The sequence below is a fragment of the Parablautia muri genome (assembly GCF_009917485.1).
GTDB lineage: Bacteria > Bacillota > Clostridia > Lachnospirales > Lachnospiraceae > Suilimivivens > Suilimivivens muri.
Genome location: NZ_QZDT01000022.1, coordinates 15,567 through 35,668, shown reverse-complemented (window position 1 = coordinate 35,668; position 20,102 = coordinate 15,567). Strand labels below are relative to the sequence as shown.

Here is a 20,102-nt window from a genome sequence, read left to right as displayed (position 1 = left end):
ATCCGTACAAAGTACGGTATGTGTACGAAGTACGGTGCATCATATCTTTAGTGCGTCAAGGATAGCCTTCCGCGCTTCCTCAATGGTGATAATATCCGTATCCACATCAAAACCATTTCTTTTCAGTTCCTGCATAATATATGTCACCTGAGGCGCGGCAAGGCCAACCTCCTCAAGCTCCCTGTAATAGCGAAATACCTCTCTCGGCTCATTGTCAAGCATAACCTGCCCCTTATTCATGACAATGATCCTGTCCACATATTTCGCCACGTCTTCCATGCTATGTGAGACAAGTATAACCGTCATCCCCGTTTCTTCCCGCAAGCCGGCGATCCGGTCTAAAATTTCGTCCCTTCCCTTAGGATCGAGTCCCGCCGTAGGTTCATCTAAAATAAGCACCTCTGGCTGCATGGCAAGCACACCTGCAATAGCCACTCTGCGCTTTTGCCCTCCGGATAAGTCAAAGGGAGACTGATAGAAATATTCATCCTCAAGCCCTACCTGTTTTAAGGCCGCATAGGCCCGAAGCTCCACTTCCTTTTTGCTAAGGCCAAGGTTTTTAGGGCCAAAACATACATCAGAAAAAACGTCAATCTCAAACAGCTGATGTTCCGGATACTGGAAGACAAGTCCTACTTTGCTGTGCAGTTCTTTCTTATTGTAGTCATTGTCGTGAATGTCTGCGCCATTATAATAGATGTTGCCGCCGGTGGGCACAAGCAGCCCGTTTAAATGCTGCACCAGCGTAGATTTTCCCGAACCGGTGTGTCCAATCAAACCGATAAACTGCCCGTCCGGTATCATCAGGTTAATATCTTTCAGCGCTGCAAACTCCATGGCTGTGCCCGCCTCATATATATGATTCACATGATCTAAAATAATAGACATTTTTATACCCCCTGCACACTGCAAGCTATGCTTGCGGTACTGCGTTCATAGAAAGTTTGGAAACTTACTTCCAAACTTCCTCCATTTATTCCTATAGGCTCCCGGAATCCCTTTGTGCCTGACTGATGCTGGAAGGTTTACCAAGTACATGTCAATCCGGCTGCTAACCTTTGCGCCGTCTGATAGCGCTAAGAGATGCAACCAATTCCTCACAAGTCAGTATCCCTGCCGGAATGGCAAGCCCGCTTTCCCTAAGCTCATGGGCAAGCAGCGTTACCTGTGGCACGTCCAGCCGCAAAGATTTCAGTTTTTCCACCTGGCTGAAAATCTCCTTAGGGGTTCCTTCCATAGCGATTTTTCCTTTATCCATCACAAAAACTTTATTTGCATAAATGATTTCTTCCATATAATGGGTAATCAGGATTATTGTGATTTCCTCCACATCATTTAAGGCCCGCACCGCTCGTATCACTTCCCTGCGTCCATTGGGGTCTAACATGGCTGTTGGCTCATCTAACACAATGCATTTGGGATGCATGGCAATCACACCTGCAATAGACACCCTCTGTTTCTGACCCCCGGACAGCTTATTGGGGGAATGTTTTCTAAATTCATACATTCCCACTGCCTTAAGGCTCTCCTCCACCCTCTTCCAGATTTCCTCTGTTGGCACGCCAAGGTTTTCCGGACCAAAGCCCACATCCTCCTCCACTACCTGTCCGATAATCTGGTTGTCAGGATTTTGGAAAACCATACCCGCTTCCTGCCGGATATCCCATAAATTGGCATCCTTGGAAGTATCCTTTCCATCCACCCACACGGTTCCTTCCGTGGGGTAATGGATTGCATTGATGTGCTTGGCAAGGGTCGATTTCCCGGACCCATTATGACCTAGTATTGCAATGAAATCTCCCTGGTCAATCGAAAGGTTTACATCATCCACTGCGCGGGTGATGCCCTCTACGTTTCCTTCTTCATCTCGTCTTATATATTCAAATACCAGATTTTTGGTTTCTACAATTCCCATTTTGATTTCCTTTTCGGCTTTTCCTGCTTTATTCGTCCTATATTGTACAGGATATTGTTTTTATTTGCAATAGAATGTGTTTTATCGTATGATTGAAAAAAGAAAACCGTTCTATTTCACATGTTGTCCAGAAGACGCTTGGAAAAGTAGCAGAAAACCTTTTGAAATGATAGGGAGATTAGAATGAAAAAAGGAATAGGATCGATTATTTTTTTGGTTGTAATGATTTTAGCTTGTTCTGTGGCGGTCAGGATGCTTACCAGAGGGGAAACACTTTCGGAATATGCCAATGAACATCCTGAAACTGCTTACGCAACGCCGATAGCCACAAGCAAACCTGCAGCTTCTCCAACTAAATCGCCTGCAGCTGTTACCGGGACTAAGGCATCCCCTGCTGCGAAGGCTGCTATAGCGCCACAGGAGGATATATCTCCTACGTCCATTCCTGTTTCCGAACAGAAATTTATCCCGATTGCGGCGGAAACCTCCGACAGTGTCCATTATCAGGACGGCTTCTTTTATCAGCCTTTGACGGATGCGGTGATTGCACGCATTACCGGTATTTCTTACCCAATCACACAGACCCTTGCCCCTGTTCTTTCCTTAGAAGCGGTAAATGTGGTTCCTGATGATGAAAAGCTGGCAATTGATTATGAGGATTTGCGCTATTTGAATGTGCTTTATTATGATTTTGAAGGACAGGTGCAAACCGGGGAATTAATCTGTAATAAAGGAATTGCTCAGGATTTGGTTGAGATTTTTTATGAACTGTATCTGAACGAGTATCAAATAGAAAAAATAAGGTTGATTGATACCTATGGCGGGGATGACACGGCTTCTATGCTGGATAACAATACCTCCTGCTTTAACTACCGGGTGGTGGACGGAACCAACAGTCTTTCCAAGCATGCCTTAGGCTGCGCCATTGATGTAAACCCTTTTTATAATCCTTATGTTGTATATAACAAAAATGGCCGCGGGGAAACTTATATTTCTCCTGCCGGCAGTGAAAAGTATGCCGACCGCACCCAAAATTTCCCTTATAAAATTGACGAAACAGATTTGTGCTATAAACTTTTTACAGCCCATGGCTTTACATGGGGCGGAAATTGGAATTCCAGCAAAGACTACCAGCATTTTCAAAAAGTTGTTAACTAAAAATTTCAATCCCAATTATCTGCTTAAGATGCTTTTGAAAAGGAGAAGAAAATCATGCATGCAAGTTCTATGTGTATATCCTGCCTGTTATCCAAACAGGAAAAGTTAATCAGGCCTTTCGGCGATGAAGCCAAAAAATCCCGGTACTTACATCAGGTATTGGAAATTTTATATCATCATGGACAGACCCGTTCCGCTCCATGGCTTGCCGCACAGATTGACCTGTTGTATAAGGATTTCTGGGGCGGCACGGAAGATTACACACCTCAAAAACACAAATACAATCAATTACTCCTTGGCCTGGAGGGCGAAATAGAGCAAGCGATACGTTCTTCGGATGATCCGGTCAAAGAATGTATGAAATATGTGTGTGCGGCAAACTATATTGATTTTTCCGCCGTTGAAAATGTAAATGAAGACACCCTGAAAAAGCTGCTGGCTAAGGCTCCTTACGAGACGATTTCGCCACAGGAGTATGCGGCCTTTCAATCGGATTTACGTAAGGCCGATACCCTGGCTTATGTAACGGATAACTGCGGCGAAATTGTTTTGGATAAATTGTTTATCAAATGCCTGAAAGAAAGCTTTCCCCGCTTACAGATCACCGTTATTTTAAGAGGGGAGGATGTGATCAATGACGCCACTTTGACGGATGCACAGGAAGTAGGACTGACAAATCTTGTCACCTGTATCGGAAACGGCAGTAGTGCGCCCGGTACTGTTTTGGAGGAATTAAGTCCTTGCGCAAAACAGATTTTATTAAATGCCGACCTGGTTATTTCAAAGGGGCAGGGGAATTTTGAGAGCCTGTACGGCGAAGGCCTTAACCCATATTATTTATTTTTGTGTAAATGCGAGCTGTTTGTCCGCAGATTTGGATTAAACCAGTTTGAAGCGGTGTTTAAAAAGGAAGAAAGAATTGACATGAAACATGCTTTCACATCTTAAAACTTGTTTGGAAAATTGTTTTTTGCCTCATGTGCGGCACAATTTGTGAGAGTTTTGGCTTAAATTTGCAGACTGTTGACAATGTGGAGGGGTAACATGCATCGCATTATGATTATCGAAGATGAACCGGCTGTCCGTGAAGAATTGGCTCTTTTATTAAAAAATGAAGGCTACCATGTCTTGCCTGTCACGGACTTTACGGATGTGCCGCAGCAGACGGCAAATTACCGCCCGCATCTTATTTTGCTGGATATTGGTCTGCCCGGTGGGGACGGCTTTTCTTTGTGTGTCAATCTCCGAAAATCTGCTGATGTGCCCATTATTTTTGTCACCGGTAAAGATTCCGGGGCGGATGAAGTGAAAGCCTTAAGCCTTGGAGGCGATGATTACATTACAAAGCCGTACAGCGTGCCGGTACTTCTGGCCCGTATCAAGGCCGTTCTGCGCAGAATAAATAAAGCCCCGGGCGCCGATGTGATAGAAATAGAAGGACTGTCTTTGGATTTAGCAAAGGGCACTGTTTCGAGGGGTACGAAAAAGGCGGTTTTATCCCGGAATGAGCTGCAGATTTTGGCCTGTTTGATGGCGTATGCAGGGGAAATCGTCTCCCGCGCGGATTTGATTGAAATGCTGTGGGATAATCAAATTTATATTGACGATAATACGCTCAGCGTCAATGTCACAAGGCTTCGAGGAAAGCTAAAGGATATTGGTGCGGCTGACTTAATTAAGACACGCAGGGGAATGGGGTATCAGCTATGACTTTGGGGGAATTTTTCTCTGACCGTTTAGGACGGCTTCTTTTGCAGGCAGCAGTGGTAATTGGTGCGGCTTTTTTTCTGCTGGCTGTGGGAACCTGGCCAGGAGTGGTTGTACTGCTTTTGATTTTATTTTTTATAACTTTTGGGGCCATAGAGATTTGTGATTTTATCAAATGCCGCAGACAGCTGCTGGAATTAGAAAGGATTATGGAGGGGTTAGACCTAAAATACTTGTTTGCCGAATGCGTTCCCAAACCGGAAACCATTTATGAACGTAAATTACTGGATTTATCCCGCAGGGCAGGACGCGCTATGGTCAGTGCTGTTTCCGATGCCAAGGCCGCCCAGCGGGAATATCGGGAGTATGTGGAAAGCTGGGTCCATGAAATCAAAGCGCCAATCACCGCTTTACAGTTAATCTGCCAAAGTACTGATTCAAAAACCAGGAGAAGGCTTTTAGAGGAACTTATGCAAATCGAGGCTCACGTAGAAAGAGCCTTATTTTATGCCCGGGCGGAAAGTCCTGAAAAAGACTTTCTGATCAGAAAGGCAAGCCTTGACGAAATTGTTTCCGGCGCTATCCGCCATCACAAAGCCCTGTTGATTCAAAAAGGCATTCGGGTAGAGACAAGGGATTTGGCTAAAACTGTTTATACGGATACAAAATGGATGGATTTCATACTGGGACAGCTCCTGCAGAACGCAGCCCGCTATCGTCATGAACACCGGACCCCTGTCATTACACTTTCTGCAAAAGAGCTTGGAAAACAGGTTCAGTTGACTGTCTGTGACAATGGCATTGGCATCCCCGCCCATGAGCTGCCCCGTGTTTTTGACAAAGGTTTTACCGGAAGCAACGGGCGCGCCCGGGGCGGCTCTACCGGAATGGGGCTTTACCTTTGCCGCAATCTGGCAGAGAGTCTTGCAATTGATTTGCAGATTACATCGGTGGAAAATGAAGGAACAACTCTTACCCTTACTCTGCCTTCCAAGGAAAATCTTACAAAATCGTAAGGTTATTCCATATAAATCCAATACAAGAACCCTTCCGGCTGATGTATGATAGAGCGCGTAAGAACAGCTTCAGAAATAAGGAGGGGCATGTATGCTGCAAGTAAAAAACATTGAAAAATATTACGGCAATCAAAATAATGTGACAAAAGCCTTGGACAGGGTGAGCTTTGATGTGTGTGACGGGGAGTTTATCGCCATTATGGGAGCCTCCGGCAGCGGTAAGACTACCCTGCTTAATTGTATTTCCACCATTGATACGGTAAGCGCCGGAGATATTTTGCTAGAAGGGGAAAATATTGCCGACTTGCCTGCCGACCGGTTAGCCCGTTTCCGCCGGGAAAAGCTTGGATTTGTTTTTCAGGACTTTAATCTGCTGGATACGTTAACCATAGAGGAGAATATCGGTCTGGCCCTGTCTCTTAATCATCAGGACCCCGGAAAGGTCCAAAACCAGGTGAAAGCCGTGGCATCAAAGCTTGGCATCACCGATATTTTAGAAAAATTCCCCTATCAGGTCTCCGGAGGCCAAAAACAGCGGGCGGCCTGCGCCCGGGCTATGGTGGCAGGGCAGTCCCTCCTTCTGGCTGATGAGCCTACCGGCGCTTTGGACTCCAGGGCATCTAAAAATCTTCTGGAGATTATGACCGGGATGAATCGGGATATGGGTGCAACGATCCTGATGGTCACACACGATGCATACAGTGCAAGCTATGCCGGCCGAGTGCTATTTCTTAAGGATGGACGCATTTTCAATGAACTGTTAAAAGGCCAGCGAAACCGCTCTGTCTTTTATCATGAAATTTTGGATGTGTTAGCTTTGTTAGGAGGTGATGTCAGTGACGTTATCTAGCTTATCCCTTCGCAATGCAAAGCGTCAGACAGGAGATTATCTAGTCTACTTTGTCTCTATTGTTATAGTAGCCGCATTGATTTATGCTTTCAACGGCCTTGTATTTTCCCAGGAGCTCCAAAGCCTGTCTAGTCGTTTTAGGGATCTTTCGTCCATTATTATTTCGGCCAGCATTGTGGTCATTTTTATTATGAGCTGGCTGGTTTCTTATACAATAAATTTTATGCTCACCCAACGCAGCCGGGAATTTGGTACTTATCTTCTGATTGGTGTGGAAAATAAACAGATTGCCCGGATGTTTTTTATGGAAAATCTGGCTGTGGGCGGATGTGCGCTGGCCTTGGGCCTCCTTCTGGGCAATCTATTGTTCCAGATGCTTCGGGCTATCGTATTTGCCCTGTTTGGAACGCCATATCATTTTTCTTTTTTCTTTCCCCTAAAAGCGGTGGGATTGACACTGTTTTACTTTGTACTCATTTATCTGCTTGCCCAAATGAAAAGCCGTAAGCGCATAAGGCGGATGAAGATTTATGACCTAATCTATTATGAAAAGAAAAATGAGGAAGAAGCCCTCAAAGCAAGCCCGGTAAGAAGGTGGATTTTTACCATATCCATTGCGCTGGGAATCATAGGAACTGTTTTGATTATGGCAGGCTCTCTGTCCTTAGGCTTTATTGGGGCGGGTTGTATCATTGCTTTTCTCTATGGTTTTTTCTTAAGCTTTGCCTCCGGCGTCCCTGCATTTTTTCATAAACATCCGACCCTGAAATACAAAAGGCAGAACCTTCTGGTGTTCCGCACCCTTGCATCCAAGCTCTCCACCATGGGAATCATCATGGCAACCATTTCAATGCTCCTTGTGGCCACCATTATTTCCGAGGGGATGGGGATGATTTTCCGTGGGATATTCGCAGGACGCGCTACGCTAAATGGCTGTTTTGACATTCTCCTTAGCGCCCATGACACCAATGAGGAAGTCTTTACCGCCAGCCTTGATTATATCGAAAAGAACATTCCCATAAAAGCAAATATGCGATATCAGGTGTATCTGGCAGAAACTTCTAAGACCATGGAGTATATAGAAAGCCGTACCAGTTATTATCGTCATTACCAATATGACACTGTTATGCGGGAAAGCGACTATATAGCCCTTCGGGCAATGCTGGGCTATCCGCCTGTTACATTAACTGACGGTCAGTATCTGATTCACTGTCAGCCTTATATTGAGAAAGTCTTAAAAGACTGGAACCAGAACGTGATCTTAGGAGGGAAAACACTGACCTTAGGAGGACTTTACACAGAGACATTTGCCCAGCATTTGTATGATGTCAACGGCAACGGTTTTATTTTAGTGGTACCGGACCAGGTGGCAGAGGACTGTCCTGTAAGCCACACCACACAGGTATTTCTCACCCAGGAGAAAGTAACGGAAGATTGCTATAACGCCCTGTTTGTGCTGGAAAATGAAATTATGGAACGTATCGGATGGCACAATAACACATTGGTTTACATAAAAGCTGCCGAAGATGCCGATGCCGCCGCCTGGACGGCCATGACCGTATTTCCACTGTATTATCTGGCGCTGGTTCTGACCATTACCGCCGCCACGATCCTTACCATACAGCAGCTTAGTGAAACGGGCCGCTACAGACGCCAGTTCCTCCTTTTGCAAAAGCTGGGAATGGAACAAAAGGAAATGCAAAGGTCCCTGCGAACGCAGTTTGCCATTTATTATGCTATGCCTGCGGTTCCGCCTGTGCTGATCGGCGTCCCCGTTATTTTAAATACAGCCCGGATAGTGGAGCCTGGAACCCTGATAGGCGCAAGCCGCCCGGCGGCAGTTACCGGTATCTCTCTTGGCCTGTTTTTCCTGGTTTATGCAATTTATATTTTGATGGCTTATACCAGCTTAAAGAAAAACGTCCTGCCAACATGAGCAATACCTGTAAAACGCCGCCCCTTTGGGGGCCGGCTTATGATACACACGTATCAGTTCAATCCAGAATTTTGTATATCATCACCCTTAAGCGTTCCTTTCGCATCTTCCAATTGTCCGCCAGCCAATAAATATTTTTTCATTTCCCGCTGGAGAGAGGTATTCTCCGGCAAATCTTTAAATGAAATGTCAGGCCTTTTAAAAACCCAGGTGATATATTCAGATTCTTCCGTTACTCCGATAGTTTCTATTGCAAAAAGCTCCTGAAAACCTAAAATGCGGGATTTTGGGGGCAGTAATTTTTTTAATGTAGGGGAAAGAAGCCATGAATGGCAGCGCATCTCCACCGAGCCGTAAGCCGGATAATTTTCCTTGAAAAAATCCCTTGCCCTGTGCAGGGACTCCAACAGATTCTTCCTCTGCAGCTTGGCGTCCGAGGGTATGTGCAAATCAATATACCTGCCTTCCCGGTCCTGGCACATTTCATACTCTAACTCGCCAATCCGCACCAATTCTCCTGCAATCTGTCTGGAAGTCCACCATTCCCTGTCAAAGGCATAATTCCCATACCCTTCTTTATGCTCCCCCATAAATCTGCTAAAACACTTCATGGTATCAATAAAAATCTGCTCTGAGATGCCCCGTTTTTCATAATTCCTCCACGTTTTTAATCCGCAGCGCAGCATACAGGCAAGCATTTTAAGCCCTTCCGGATCCTCTCCCAAATAAGCCTTGATTTCCCTGCATCCCTCATCCCATGAATCCCTGGAAAAGAGTTTCTCCATGGCAGGCTCTATGGGCTTATAATCAAACTGTGCATCAAAGGCTGCGACCTGGGCCGCTGCTTCTTTTGGTATATCAATTTTTTTACATAATTCCTCAATGGTTTTCATCTTTCCTCGTTCTCCTTCTTAAATTCTTTTTCTTAAATTCTTTTCTTTATTCCCACGGCAACATGCCAAGTAGACGTACTGATAGAGATGAGAAACATCTCATAGATATTTGACTCGGGCATCCGGATTATATGGCCTGTTTTAACTTCATCTCCAATTTTCTATACCAGAATGTATGCACATCCTCAACCGGTACGAGTACTGGATCCCAGTGAAAGCTCCCCTGCTGCCAGGCAAAGGAAATCCGCATTGCCGTGCCTTCCTTTAGCCGGTTAAATCGTACATAATAGGTGCTGCCATAGGCTTCCTTTCCAAAATCTGCCCACACCCCACCCTTAGAGCCCCTGAACGTAAATAAATAGCCCTCCTGTTCTTCAGCCCAGTCGTAGCTGTATAAATCGGTGACGTTGACATGGGTCATGTATTCCAGACAGTCCTCCAAAAGATAATGTGTTTCATAGTAAAAATCCTGCACAATGCTCTCAAATACGCCTCTTACCTGCTGCAATGGCATATACATTTCATTTTCCACCGTCACGTCAACCACATTCTTTTGGTTCCAGCCTGCATAAATTCTTCCATCCAGTATAGGAAAATAGCCCAGCTTATGCCGCCTTCCCCCAAAGGGGCTCTGCAGTACCCCAAGCCGGAAGCAATCCTCCCCAACCGTCCCAATATAGTAAGCATGCATTCCATGAAGGTTTATGGGCAGGGGCAGCGATATAGTGACGGATTGAAGCCGCTGTGTAATCACTTGTGCGCTGTTAGATGTTTTGTAATACCACTTTTCAGTCTCCATAAAGCCTTTCCATTCCTACTTTATATAAAAAATACCTTAAAATCAGCATTTCCCTTGTCTTGTACTCCAATATTATAACGCTAAACAGCAAACACTGACACCCTTCGCAGCTTATTTTTAATTATTTTCCGGTCTTCTCCATTTTCGTTATTGTATGCCTGTCAGGAATATCTTATAATAAAATCTATCAGAAATCAAAATTTATTCAACCAGGAATTTGTGCCGAAGCGTCACAAATTTAATTGTTCGCAGAGCAGAATTTCAGATTCTGCCGCGTTCTTCAGCGTTAAACGCTTCGGAATGGAGGAGAGAAATGACAGAACAAGAAAAAATGAAAAAAGGATATATCTGGGAAGATGATGAAGAAAACATGGCCCTGCAGGCCCATACCAAAGGCTTTGTGCGCCAGTTTAACACTCTGCCGCCGGAAGATATGGAGGGACGTGCGGCGCTTTTAAAAGAAATATTTGGAGAGGTGGGAGAAAATGTTTGGATCGTGCCGCCTCTTACTGTTGCCGTTGGAAAATATGTATCCATCGGTGAAGGTACCTATGCAAATATGAATCTGACTTTAATCGATGACTGGAAAATCACAATCGGAAAGCATGTCCTTTTCGGCCCTAACGTAACCTTGTGTACAACCGGACATCCTATTCACCCACAGCATCGTGGAGATGGCATGTACTCATTTCCCATTACGGTTGGGGACAATGTTTGGCTTGGAGCCAATGTAATTGTTTTGCCAGGCGTTACAATCGGCGAAAATTCTGTAATCGGCGCCGGCTCAGTTGTGACAAAGGATATACCGGCAAACGTAATCGCATTTGGAAGTCCCTGCAAAGTATACCGGGAAATCAACCAGCGGGATGCAGAATACTATTTTAAGGACAGACGTTTTGATGAACAGCCAAAATAGCGGCTATAAAACCTGCTGCCAGCCATAGCCTTTCCAGCTAAAAGAAACCTCACTTGCAGCAAACGCTGTCACGCTTTGTAATACAGCTATTTATAACAAAAGGGGCTTTAGACAGCCCCTTTTTACACAAAACTTAAAACCTCCTCATTCGCCTGTTACTTCAAAACAATCTTAAACAGCCTCGCTGCCTTCTTTTGCGGCATATGGACATTTAAGATCCCGTTTTCACACTGAAATTCACAGCTTGCCTTCTTTGGGTAAATCACTTCCACCTGCTTAATTTCTTTGTCAAATTTAAGCGGAATCTCCACATTCTGCGCTCTGGGTGCAAATACCGATAGGTAAACCGTATTTCCCCTGAAAAGCCCATATGCTAACGTATCCTGTTTGATATTTCCAAATCCTAACGGGAAGAACGGCACCCCTTCTTTCACATCCTCACGTATTTCTTTGTAGAGCGCAATGCCTTCCTGCATCAGTTTAATGCTATTTTCACTTAATTTCCAGACCATGCCGCTGATGTAAGGACGCAGAAGCAGACCGTTTACCATATTGTAGATCACATGTTCTTCTTCATCCTCATAAGGGTATACCCACATACCGGCCTGCTCCGGCGTAACGGCGCTGGCCACATTGGCAGCGATATATGAATTATAAATATAGTCTGTCTGATCGCTGGTGGACTGCAGACTCAAAAGCTTTAACATTCCATAGTCCATACGCTGTCCGCCGGAGCCGCAATTTTCAACCACAAGCTCAGGATGCCTTGCAAAAATCTCCTCATACCACTGGTACAGGCACCTGTAATGCTCCATGATCGCATCGGAACAGCTGTCAGAATGTAAATCACTCCCATATCCCATGGTCACATTGTAATCAATTTTAAAATAACCTACCCCATAGTCCGTAATCAAGCGGTCTACAACATCACTGCAATAGCTGCGCACTTCCGGGTTACGGAAATCCAAAAGATACCTCTTATTGTCAATATGCCTCTTGCCATGGCGGCAGATAAACCAGTCGTCCGGCAATTTAGCAGCCAGCTCACAGGCAACTCCCATGACTTCAATCTCAAGCCACAGTCCCATCACCATGTTTTTGCTCTTGGCATATTCACAGATTGATTTAAGCCCCTCCGGGAAACGCTCCGGGCATTCTATCCACTCGCCCACTCTGTCCCACCAATAGCCTTTGTCATACCATCCACAGTCTAAGCAATAATATTCGCATCCCATCTTGGCGGCTTTATCAATCATCATCCGCTCTTTCTCATCGGTAGGGTCCCCCATCAGGCAGTTCATGTAATCGTTAAATACCACATTCAGTTTCTCATCATCTGCATTGGGTCTGCGGATTTTTCTGCGGTACATCGTTAATGCCGCAATCGCTTCATTCACATCTCCTTGCACCACACCGAAAGCTGCCGGCACTGTTGTAAAAGTCTCGCCCGGTTTTAAATTCTTCCACCATCCGTTCTCCGCCTCCGTTGGGCCGCTTAAGGCAAGATAAAGTTTAGAACCCGGCTCTGTGCCGTATTCTGCATGCCACTGTCCCGAATGCTCAATCTGAAAGCAGTAGGTTTCCCCTGTCTCTCTGTCATGGGCAAGCCCCATGGGAAGGTATTCACAGGATGACCATGAGCTTCTTCCTCCATAGCAGTAATGATTGTTACCGAATCCTGGCATATTGAATCCGTCTACGGTCATACCGGGCAGATTTAAGTCCCGGATATCCTCCTTTTTCCACTGGGCCTCGCAGCTCCAGCCATTTAAAGGCGTATAGATATCCGTTTTGTCTCCATAAGGTTTACTGCCATTGCCGCAAAGATTCTGGTATATAAAAGAAGATACATACTCTAAGCCAATCTCCTCCGCTCCCTGATTGTGTAACTGTGTCCACACTTGGACAACCGGGACGGCATCAAAGAATTTCATATGATAAGCAGCATGCAGGCCATACTCCGTTTTCAGGATAATCTGTAATTCCTTTCCCTGCTCCCATACCGTCAGTTTGTGGGATACATAATGAAAATCAAGAGATGCACTGCTGAAATTATGCTTATACGCATGCATAGCCCTTGTACTCTTTCCCGTAATCTGTACCTCCAAAAGAGGGCTGATGTTTTCCGCATCTTTCTGTACCTTGGGGGCAGCCTCCATCGAAGCAGGGCTAAACCCACTAAGCTCCACCACGCCGTCTTCCCGGATATTGAACAAAACCGACAAGCCATTTTCCTTGATTGCAATATTTTTGTCCATTTATTTTATACTCCTTTCCAAATACACATTACTTAGATAATTGCAAAACTCATAAACGCACCAAATATTCAGACGATTATTCCACGAAAAGCCTTGTGCAACAAGATATATCTATCTTTCATGTTGATTTTAAAATCCGGATATTGCCTGAAAAACAACAAATACGCTTTTTATTCCAAATACCACGGAAGTTCATCTTCCTCTCCGTATTTCTCTCTCTCAGCTTTTAAATAATTTTTGAATACCCTTTCAATCAAAAAAGAAGCTCCATAGGCATAAATGCCTGGCAGGATTCCCAAGAAAAATGGAAACAGGTAAATGAAAAAAACTACGATCAGCAACATTACAAGCAGGATTCCCGTGGTGATAAAATGTCCGATTGACATATGCAGCGCATACTGAAGCAAACCACTTACTTTAAACTGAAATCTCGACAGCACTGGAAATATATATGGCAGGGTAAATAAAAACGGCGCCGCTGCAATGATTCCTGTAAGAACTGCAATATATGGATTTATCTCTAACGCCCCATATCTCATATAGCTAATAAATATTGCAAGAACCGCTCCATATACCAGGTAAAGGATCGTAAGGCCAATCCCCTGTTTTAAATTAAGGCGGAAGGCATATAGAAACGACTTTGTAACCGTTTCCCTTTTTCTTCTGACTACTTTTACCACCGTATAATACAAAGCGGCGCTGGCCGGCCCAATGGTAAATACCGGAACCGAAAACACCAGCCACAAAAAACCGGCCACTAGTATATCCGCAATCTGATCTGCTATGTTAAAAACCGGGGAATCCATTGATAATTTCAATTTCCGTACCTCTTTTATGTCTGTCATTTATCTCAAACTCACCGCTTGCTGTTACATATTACCATCAGGTCACTTATCCACGTCATGGATGCAATAAAATAATGATCCATACATGCATCCGTAAGTATCATTTTTATCCTTTTACGGCTCCTTCCACTTGACCCTGAATAAAATACTTCTGCAAACATAAGTATACAATTACCAAAGGCATCATACCAATAACCGCCGTGGCTGCCGCAGCGCCATAGTCATTCGATACGGCGGAAAAGAAAGTCTTGATAACCAGCGTAATGGTCCTCATGGATGTCTTTTGCAGGAAATAATAAGAATAGGTATACTCATTCCATACACCCACGCCCTGTAAGATAATGACCGTCACCGTAACGGTCTTAAGCTGCGGCAGGATAATCTGGAAAAACACTTGAAGGTTGCTTGCCCCGTCAATGGCCGCCGCCTCATCTAAGGCTACCGGAATGGATGAAATAAAATTCGTATACAAAAAGATAACCAGCGGTAGTCCGAACGCGCTAAGTACCAGCACCATGCCCCAATAGGTGGAAGTCGCGTGAATGGTGGACATGGTGGAATAAATACCTACCAATATGGTCAGCGGCGTAATCATCATAACGGACATGATCAGGCTTCTTACCACCTCATTTAATTTAGACTGGTTACGCGCCAGGGCATATGCCGCCATACATCCTACCACAATTTCCAAAAGCAGGACAAGTACGGTAATAATGATACAGTTTTTAATACCTGTAAAAATTTCCCCGCTGTCAATCACCTTCCTGAAATTCTCCCAATAAATGGGATCAGGAAACCGTATTCTGGACGATGTATCGCTGAAAGAGCGCAGGGACACGTTGATAATCACATAAAAAGGAAACAGATAAATAATCAGCAAAAACAAACTGATTAAATATTTCCACCAGTCCTTGGCCTTAAATGGCATCTTTTCATCTTCAAACAGAGCCGGCTCTTTGTTTATTTTTAAATCTTTCGTTTTTGCCATCACAGTTCAACCTCCTTTTTACGGAAAAATGCGTTGACAATCATGGAAATCACCATAATCATGAGAAACGAGAACACACCAATCGCCGCCGCATACCCGGCACGCTCCGCGTCAAAGTAACGGCTAGCAATATACGTTGCCAGAGAGTGCGTCTTCTTGGCAGGTCCGCCGTCTGTCAAAGCAATGATAACATCGTAGAGTTTCAGGCCTCCAATCAAATTATAAATCACGGAGGAAGAAAGAGCCGGAATCAGCAGCGGCAGGATAATATAGCGAAATCTTTCCCATGCTGAGGCACCGTCCACCGTTGCAGCCTCTATATACGACTGTGACACGCCCTGGATGCCGGCCAGGTAAATCACCATGCTGACGCCTACAAACTGCCATGTATTGATAAAAACGATAACCCCGATAGCGGCGGCGCCGTTTCCAAGCCAGTCATAACCGGACAGACCAAACATAGACATAATATCATTGATCACACCGCCCTTGAGCTGAAAGAAGAAATACATAATGTACCCCATAACCAGCCCTGATATCATGGCAGGCATGTAAATAACCGTTCTGATGATACCCCTGCCCTTAAACTTCGTATTCAAAAACATTGCCATGGTAAGGCCGATGACCTGTTGGAGAAAGGTACATACAAAACCATAGACAAGCGTATTGCGCAGGGACGAGATAAATACTTTATCCTTAAACATAGAGATATAATTTGAAATACCAACGAAATCTTTGCTTACAGAATATCCGTTCCATTTAAAGAAAGACAGATAAACCGCATAGCACAGGGGATACGCGATAAAAGCCAGCATGATAATAACCGCCGGCATATAAAACCAGTTGAGTTTTTGTTTCCGTTTACCAGTCATAAACCCTCCTATCCATATATAGAGAACAAACGCTGTCACCCTTGGCAGAACAACTTATTGTAACAAGCGTTATCATACTTGACCAGCCAGCTGATTGTAACAAGCACTTTATGCTTCACCAGCCAGCTGATTGTAACAAACACTTCATGGAACAATTTATTGTAGCAATCACAGCCATAAGTCCGGTCCTTTTTGTCAGTTCAGGATATAAAAAGAGCCCCGTCCCCGAAAAGACGCCAAGCGTTCCCATCAAGTCCGGAGCCCCTTTCTATTTTTATGTTTGCAGCAATTCAGCCTTCGCCCAAACCGTTACTTATGTATAACTATCACTTCCACTTTTTAGTTGCCCATTAAGTCGCTGTAGTTATCCTGTACCATACCCATAGCCTCATCCTTGCTGCCTTCCGGATCTCCGTCCGCAAGAAGCGTTCCTAATGAATCGCCCATAACACTCCACATACCGCTGGGGAGATATTCACGGTCAAAGAAGTTGTCATAAACCAGGTCTCCGTCAAACTGGGACTGAGCCTCTTTGAAAGCATTGGTGGTGTAAGCTGCCAAATCATTGTTATCTAACACAGTATCCGTAAGTCCCGGGATACCGCCGTCAATCTTAACAACCTGTACCGCTATTTCCGGACGTGCCAGATACTCTAACAGCTGTTTGCACTCTGCTTCATATTCCGTGTCTTTCCAGATACCAAAGCAGCTGAAGTTACCTTCGCCGGTACCAAAATAAGATGCTGTACTGTCATCCTTAGCAGGAACAGGAAGAATACCAATATTAGCTTCTTCATTGTAAGCAAGGATAGAAGGAATCATCTCTGTGGAGTATAATGCAAAACCGCCTTCTCCATTGGCAAGAGCGCTGCAGATATCATCTTTCTTACCGCTCACATAATCCTCATTAAAGTAACCTGATGTAAACCAGTCGCTGACCATCTGGAAACTGTCTGCGCCATCTGTTGTAAAGTCAAAGGAACCACCCTGCAAAGCATCCGCCTTGTTGTCAGCAATATCGCTGTTGGAATACAGTGTCGGCCAGATTACCTCTAGCATATAAGCATCAAAAGCATCGCCTAAGCACAGTTCAATGGGGGTTGCCTCCGTATTGTCCGCAATCGCCTGACAAGCCGCATTGAAATCATCCCATGTACGGATTGTGGTAGCATCAACGCCTGCTGCCTCTAAGACATCTTTATTGTACATAATAGCTGCCACTGCCTGTGTAATCGGCAGAATGAAAAGCTCGCCATTATCATTGGTGATAACATCCTTAAGTCCTGCGTCAATATTTGCAACCCAAGGCTGGTCGCTTAAGTCCATCATGTACTCGCTGTAACGGATAATACTCCATCCGTGTGTCACCCACATATCCGGCAAATCACCTGATGACATACGTGTCTTCATAGCTGACTCATAGTCATCGCCACCATTATAAATCGTAACATTGATTCCTGTCTCTTCTGTAAAATCTTTGATCAGCCCTTCAAAAACGGCAAAATCTTCTGTTGCCAGGTTATATGCAAGCTCAAGGCCGCTGCCACTTCCGGCGCTGTCTGCTGCTTCGTTTCCGGCATCTCCACTATCTGCCGCATCACTTTCGGTGTCTTCACTTCCGGCGCTGTCTGCACTATCAGCAGCTTCACCGGAAGCACCCTCTGAACCACTTCCCGAACCGCCGCCACAGGCAACCAAAGATAAAGCCATTGCTGCGCATAACAGTCCGCTGATTAATCTTTTTTTCATACTTACACCTCCTGCATACCGCAAACTGTGCTTGCGATACTGCGTTAATATCTCCATATTGTTTTGTAATTACCGTTATAATAGCTGCACATTTACCACTCTTTCTCTGCGCACCAGAAATTGCTTTGTGCAAACTATATATTTTTTCGACTTCTACCATGGTTACTTGACATTATAACAGACCACATTCTATAATAATTCATATTTAACTTTTAAAACCACACAATTATTGCCAAAGTGGAGAATACATGTTTTACGAAAACAAACCGGATTTTTTTATTCTGTATAATGAGACCACATCCCTGCAATATCCGCTTCATATTCATTCCTACATTGAGTATGTCCATGTCATAAGCGGTCTTGTTGAGATGCAGATTGGAGTGGGGAATTATACCTTAGGGCCTGGCGACATTGCTTTAATTTTCCCTAATGTACAGCACAAGTACCACACCCTTTCTTCTTCCGGCAACACCCAGTTCTACATTATGAACTCCTCTGTTGATATCCTGCCCATGTACCAAATGGAGCTGCTGGGCAAGTATCCCCATGTGCCGGTGGTACACCCATCGCCTATGCATGAGGACATCTTATATGCGGAAAAACGGCTTTTTGAGATAACGCTGGAGGAAGAAAATACACCTTTAATTTCTTCCTTGACCTCGCTTATTCTAAGTCATATCTTCCCACTGCTGCAGATTAGGGATTTTGAAAATACCCCCCCCCCTGGACCTTACGTGCAAAATAATCGCTTACATTGGCAATAATTTCCGGGAAGAAATCACTCTGCCATTACTCGCCAAAAAATTTGGTGTCGGAAAATACACGCTCTCCCGTATTTTTTCTAACGTGTTAGGAATCAGCCTGCCATCCTATTTAAATTCTTTGCGGATTGAATATGCTATCTATCTTTTACAGCGCACGGACATGGATATCATCAATGTGGCTATAGAGTCCGGCTATCATAACCAGCAGACCTTCAACCGAATCTTTAAGAACGTAAAGGGCTGTACCCCAAGAGAATACCGGCAGGCTCACAAAAAAGCAGTTCCGAAACAACCCACTGCCGGCATAAAGCTTGCAAGGCAGGAAAGCTGCGGCGACTACAATCCGCTGGGATATATTTGAAAAATCAGGTCAAATTTAAATCTGGAACTTTGAATACCCTTCACTTTTTACATATTTTCGGAACTGGACAGGCGACATACCCATATATTTTTTAAAAACCTTCTGGAAATAATTGGTGCATGAAAATCCGCAGGCAGCGCTGATTTCGGCAAGCGCCTTTGAAGTGCTGCCAAGCATGTCCACAGCCTTTTTAAGGCGCAGCTTCGTCAGATATTCATTGGGCCGCACTCCTGTCATTTTGGTAAATTCACGGGACAAATGACCCTGACTCACATGACAGATGGCTGCCACATCACAAATTCCTACCGGCTGTGTAAACAGCTCCTCCATACAGGCTTTTGCATTGACAATCAAGGATGTACTCTTTTCCTTCCTTTCTTTGTCAATGCTGCACAGAGCACAAAGAAAAGAAAAAACCATGCTTCCCAATAAAAACGGACTCTGATTTTGTCTTTTGGCCTGTGCATGGATTTCAAACATTAATTCAACTGCCCGGCTGCAACACGGCAGATCTATGATTTTTCCAAAGCGGCCCTGAATATATCGGCAATATTCTTCCGCTGCGCCGCACTCGAACAGCATATAGATAAATTCCCACGGCGCCTCATTTTTCTTTTCATCAAAATAGTAACTTTCCGGGCCGGGCATCTTAAGGAAAAAACCCATCCCTTTGCAAACCACCCGTTCTTCTCCTTCCATCTTCACCGTTCCACTGCCATTTAAGGTATACTGGAAAAGATAGCATTCCGGACGTTTGCTGTTATCCCAATAATAAGCATCTATACTGCGCCGCTCTTTTCCTACGGCATTCAGTCGTACCACCGGATGCTCCACATCATTTAGGAAATGGAACGCATAATTATCCTGCATATCTTTTTTTCCTGTCATATTCTCTTTTTGACACATCAAAAATTTACCTCTTTTATCAAATAGTTACCATTGCAAATTACCTACGACTTTTCTATGATAAGAATCATAAACTTGCTTGCGCGGCTTATTGCCATTTGAGCATATCACAGAGCTGAAAAGACGTAAACATCAAATACCGCTACGTTCCGCAGGCGGCTTACCTATC

At 44.5% G+C, this 20,102-nt stretch carries 19 protein-coding genes; 9 read left to right on the top strand and 10 right to left on the bottom strand.

Going from position 1 to position 20,102, the window contains the following annotated elements; genetic code table 11:
* Window positions 1–39 precede the first annotated feature (39 nt).
* Both D5281_RS13740 and D5281_RS13735 read right to left on the bottom strand, forming a co-directional pair.
* Window positions 40–888 (bottom strand): energy-coupling factor transporter ATPase, encoded by an 849-nt coding sequence (locus D5281_RS13740; RefSeq protein ID WP_160560720.1) that lies wholly within the window; start codon window positions 886–888, stop codon window positions 40–42.
* Window positions 889–1,051: 163 nt separating this feature from the next.
* Window positions 1,052–1,915 (bottom strand): energy-coupling factor transporter ATPase, encoded by an 864-nt coding sequence (locus D5281_RS13735; RefSeq protein WP_160560719.1) that lies wholly within the window; start codon window positions 1,913–1,915, stop codon window positions 1,052–1,054.
* 183 nt (window positions 1,916–2,098) lie between these two features.
* Between D5281_RS13735 and D5281_RS13730 the strand changes: the two genes are divergently transcribed.
* The 6 genes from D5281_RS13730 (at window position 2,099) to D5281_RS13705 (ending at window position 8,582) form a co-directional block, all read left to right on the top strand.
* On the top strand, window positions 2,099–3,073 hold the full coding sequence (locus D5281_RS13730) for a M15 family metallopeptidase (RefSeq protein WP_277935365.1): 975 nt from the start codon (window positions 2,099–2,101) through the stop codon (window positions 3,071–3,073).
* Window positions 3,074–3,127: 54 nt separating this feature from the next.
* Entirely contained in the window at window positions 3,128–4,021 is an 894-nt protein-coding gene (locus D5281_RS13725) for a damage-control phosphatase ARMT1 family protein (RefSeq protein WP_160560718.1), read from the top strand.
* Window positions 4,022–4,117: 96 nt separating this feature from the next.
* A complete protein-coding gene (locus tag D5281_RS13720) occupies window positions 4,118–4,783 on the top strand; it encodes a response regulator transcription factor (RefSeq protein WP_160560717.1) in 666 nt (221 codons plus the stop codon).
* Window positions 4,780–5,796 carry a sensor histidine kinase gene (locus D5281_RS13715; protein WP_160560716.1) on the top strand — a complete coding sequence of 339 codons (1,017 nt, stop codon included), beginning with the start codon at window positions 4,780–4,782 and terminating at the stop codon, window positions 5,794–5,796. The genes D5281_RS13720 and D5281_RS13715 overlap by 4 nt, the downstream gene beginning before the upstream one ends.
* Window positions 5,797–5,887: 91 nt before the next feature.
* Window positions 5,888–6,646: an ABC transporter ATP-binding protein gene (locus D5281_RS13710; RefSeq protein ID WP_160560715.1), complete on the top strand. Its 759-nt coding sequence runs from the start codon at window positions 5,888–5,890 to the stop codon at window positions 6,644–6,646.
* Complete coding sequence (locus D5281_RS13705) at window positions 6,633–8,582, top strand: ABC transporter permease (RefSeq protein WP_330585030.1); 1,950 nt, start codon at window positions 6,633–6,635, stop codon at window positions 8,580–8,582. The genes D5281_RS13710 and D5281_RS13705 overlap by 14 nt, the downstream gene beginning before the upstream one ends.
* 53 nt (window positions 8,583–8,635) lie before the next feature.
* Here the strand turns inward: D5281_RS13705 and D5281_RS13700 are convergent, their stop codons facing one another.
* Together D5281_RS13700 and D5281_RS13695 are read right to left on the bottom strand one after the other, a co-directional pair.
* Window positions 8,636–9,475 (bottom strand): acyltransferase domain-containing protein, encoded by an 840-nt coding sequence (locus tag D5281_RS13700; RefSeq protein ID WP_160560713.1) that lies wholly within the window; start codon window positions 9,473–9,475, stop codon window positions 8,636–8,638.
* A 127-nt stretch (window positions 9,476–9,602) separates the two neighbouring features.
* On the bottom strand, window positions 9,603–10,274 hold the full coding sequence (locus tag D5281_RS13695) for a hypothetical protein (protein ID WP_160560712.1): 672 nt from the start codon (window positions 10,272–10,274) through the stop codon (window positions 9,603–9,605).
* A 313-nt stretch (window positions 10,275–10,587) separates the two neighbouring features.
* Here D5281_RS13695 and D5281_RS13690 point away from each other — a divergent pair, with 313 nt between their 5' ends.
* Window positions 10,588–11,190: a sugar O-acetyltransferase gene (locus tag D5281_RS13690; protein WP_160560711.1), complete on the top strand. Its 603-nt coding sequence runs from the start codon at window positions 10,588–10,590 to the stop codon at window positions 11,188–11,190.
* A gap of 155 nt (window positions 11,191–11,345) precedes the next feature.
* Here D5281_RS13690 and D5281_RS13685 read toward each other — a convergent pair whose 3' ends face one another.
* The 5 genes from D5281_RS13685 to D5281_RS13665 form a co-directional block, all read right to left on the bottom strand.
* Complete coding sequence (locus tag D5281_RS13685) at window positions 11,346–13,448, bottom strand: glycoside hydrolase family 36 protein (protein ID WP_160560710.1); 2,103 nt, start codon at window positions 13,446–13,448, stop codon at window positions 11,346–11,348.
* A 170-nt stretch (window positions 13,449–13,618) separates the two neighbouring features.
* Window positions 13,619–14,266 carry a YesL family protein gene (locus D5281_RS13680; RefSeq protein ID WP_160560709.1) on the bottom strand — a complete coding sequence of 216 codons (648 nt, stop codon included), beginning with the start codon at window positions 14,264–14,266 and terminating at the stop codon, window positions 13,619–13,621.
* 133 nt (window positions 14,267–14,399) lie between these two features.
* Complete coding sequence (locus D5281_RS13675; RefSeq protein WP_160560708.1) at window positions 14,400–15,281, bottom strand: carbohydrate ABC transporter permease; 882 nt, start codon at window positions 15,279–15,281, stop codon at window positions 14,400–14,402.
* A complete protein-coding gene (locus D5281_RS13670) occupies window positions 15,281–16,153 on the bottom strand; it encodes a carbohydrate ABC transporter permease (RefSeq protein ID WP_160560707.1) in 873 nt (290 codons plus the stop codon). Before D5281_RS13670 ends, D5281_RS13675 begins: the two co-directional genes overlap by 1 nt.
* A 339-nt stretch (window positions 16,154–16,492) precedes the next feature.
* Window positions 16,493–17,902 (bottom strand): ABC transporter substrate-binding protein, encoded by a 1,410-nt coding sequence (locus D5281_RS13665; protein WP_160560706.1) that lies wholly within the window; start codon window positions 17,900–17,902, stop codon window positions 16,493–16,495.
* A gap of 248 nt (window positions 17,903–18,150) precedes the next feature.
* On the opposite strand from D5281_RS13665, the gene D5281_RS13660 reads away from it, so the two are divergent.
* Both D5281_RS13660 and D5281_RS13655 read left to right on the top strand, forming a co-directional pair.
* Complete coding sequence (locus D5281_RS13660) at window positions 18,151–18,666, top strand: cupin domain-containing protein (protein WP_160560705.1); 516 nt, start codon at window positions 18,151–18,153, stop codon at window positions 18,664–18,666.
* Window positions 18,608–19,027: a helix-turn-helix domain-containing protein gene (locus D5281_RS13655; protein WP_160560704.1), complete on the top strand. Its 420-nt coding sequence runs from the start codon at window positions 18,608–18,610 to the stop codon at window positions 19,025–19,027. Before D5281_RS13660 ends, D5281_RS13655 begins: the two co-directional genes overlap by 59 nt.
* Before the next feature lie 15 nt (window positions 19,028–19,042).
* Here D5281_RS13655 and D5281_RS13650 read toward each other — a convergent pair whose 3' ends face one another.
* A complete protein-coding gene (locus D5281_RS13650; RefSeq protein WP_277935368.1) occupies window positions 19,043–19,933 on the bottom strand; it encodes an AraC family transcriptional regulator in 891 nt (296 codons plus the stop codon).
* Window positions 19,934–20,102: the final 169 nt, after the last annotated feature.

Coding starts and splice junctions, on each gene's coding strand:
- D5281_RS13735 (WP_160560719.1), bottom strand. CDS start 1,915: ATGGGAATTGTAGAAACCAAAAATCTGGTATTTGAATATATAAGACGA.
- D5281_RS13660 (WP_160560705.1), top strand. CDS start 18,151: ATGTTTTACGAAAACAAACCGGATTTTTTTATTCTGTATAATGAGACC.
- D5281_RS13650 (WP_277935368.1), bottom strand. CDS start 19,933: ATGTGTCAAAAAGAGAATATGACAGGAAAAAAAGATATGCAGGATAAT.
- D5281_RS13730 (WP_277935365.1), top strand. CDS start 2,099: ATGAAAAAAGGAATAGGATCGATTATTTTTTTGGTTGTAATGATTTTA.
- D5281_RS13685 (WP_160560710.1), bottom strand. CDS start 13,448: ATGGACAAAAATATTGCAATCAAGGAAAATGGCTTGTCGGTTTTGTTC.
- D5281_RS13715 (WP_160560716.1), top strand. CDS start 4,780: ATGACTTTGGGGGAATTTTTCTCTGACCGTTTAGGACGGCTTCTTTTG.
- D5281_RS13720 (WP_160560717.1), top strand. CDS start 4,118: ATGCATCGCATTATGATTATCGAAGATGAACCGGCTGTCCGTGAAGAA.
- D5281_RS13665 (WP_160560706.1), bottom strand. CDS start 17,902: ATGAAAAAAAGATTAATCAGCGGACTGTTATGCGCAGCAATGGCTTTA.
- D5281_RS13675 (WP_160560708.1), bottom strand. CDS start 15,281: ATGGCAAAAACGAAAGATTTAAAAATAAACAAAGAGCCGGCTCTGTTT.
- D5281_RS13690 (WP_160560711.1), top strand. CDS start 10,588: ATGACAGAACAAGAAAAAATGAAAAAAGGATATATCTGGGAAGATGAT.
- D5281_RS13710 (WP_160560715.1), top strand. CDS start 5,888: ATGCTGCAAGTAAAAAACATTGAAAAATATTACGGCAATCAAAATAAT.
- D5281_RS13670 (WP_160560707.1), bottom strand. CDS start 16,153: ATGACTGGTAAACGGAAACAAAAACTCAACTGGTTTTATATGCCGGCG.
- D5281_RS13700 (WP_160560713.1), bottom strand. CDS start 9,475: ATGAAAACCATTGAGGAATTATGTAAAAAAATTGATATACCAAAAGAA.
- D5281_RS13695 (WP_160560712.1), bottom strand. CDS start 10,274: ATGGAGACTGAAAAGTGGTATTACAAAACATCTAACAGCGCACAAGTG.
- D5281_RS13740 (WP_160560720.1), bottom strand. CDS start 888: ATGTCTATTATTTTAGATCATGTGAATCATATATATGAGGCGGGCACA.
- D5281_RS13725 (WP_160560718.1), top strand. CDS start 3,128: ATGCATGCAAGTTCTATGTGTATATCCTGCCTGTTATCCAAACAGGAA.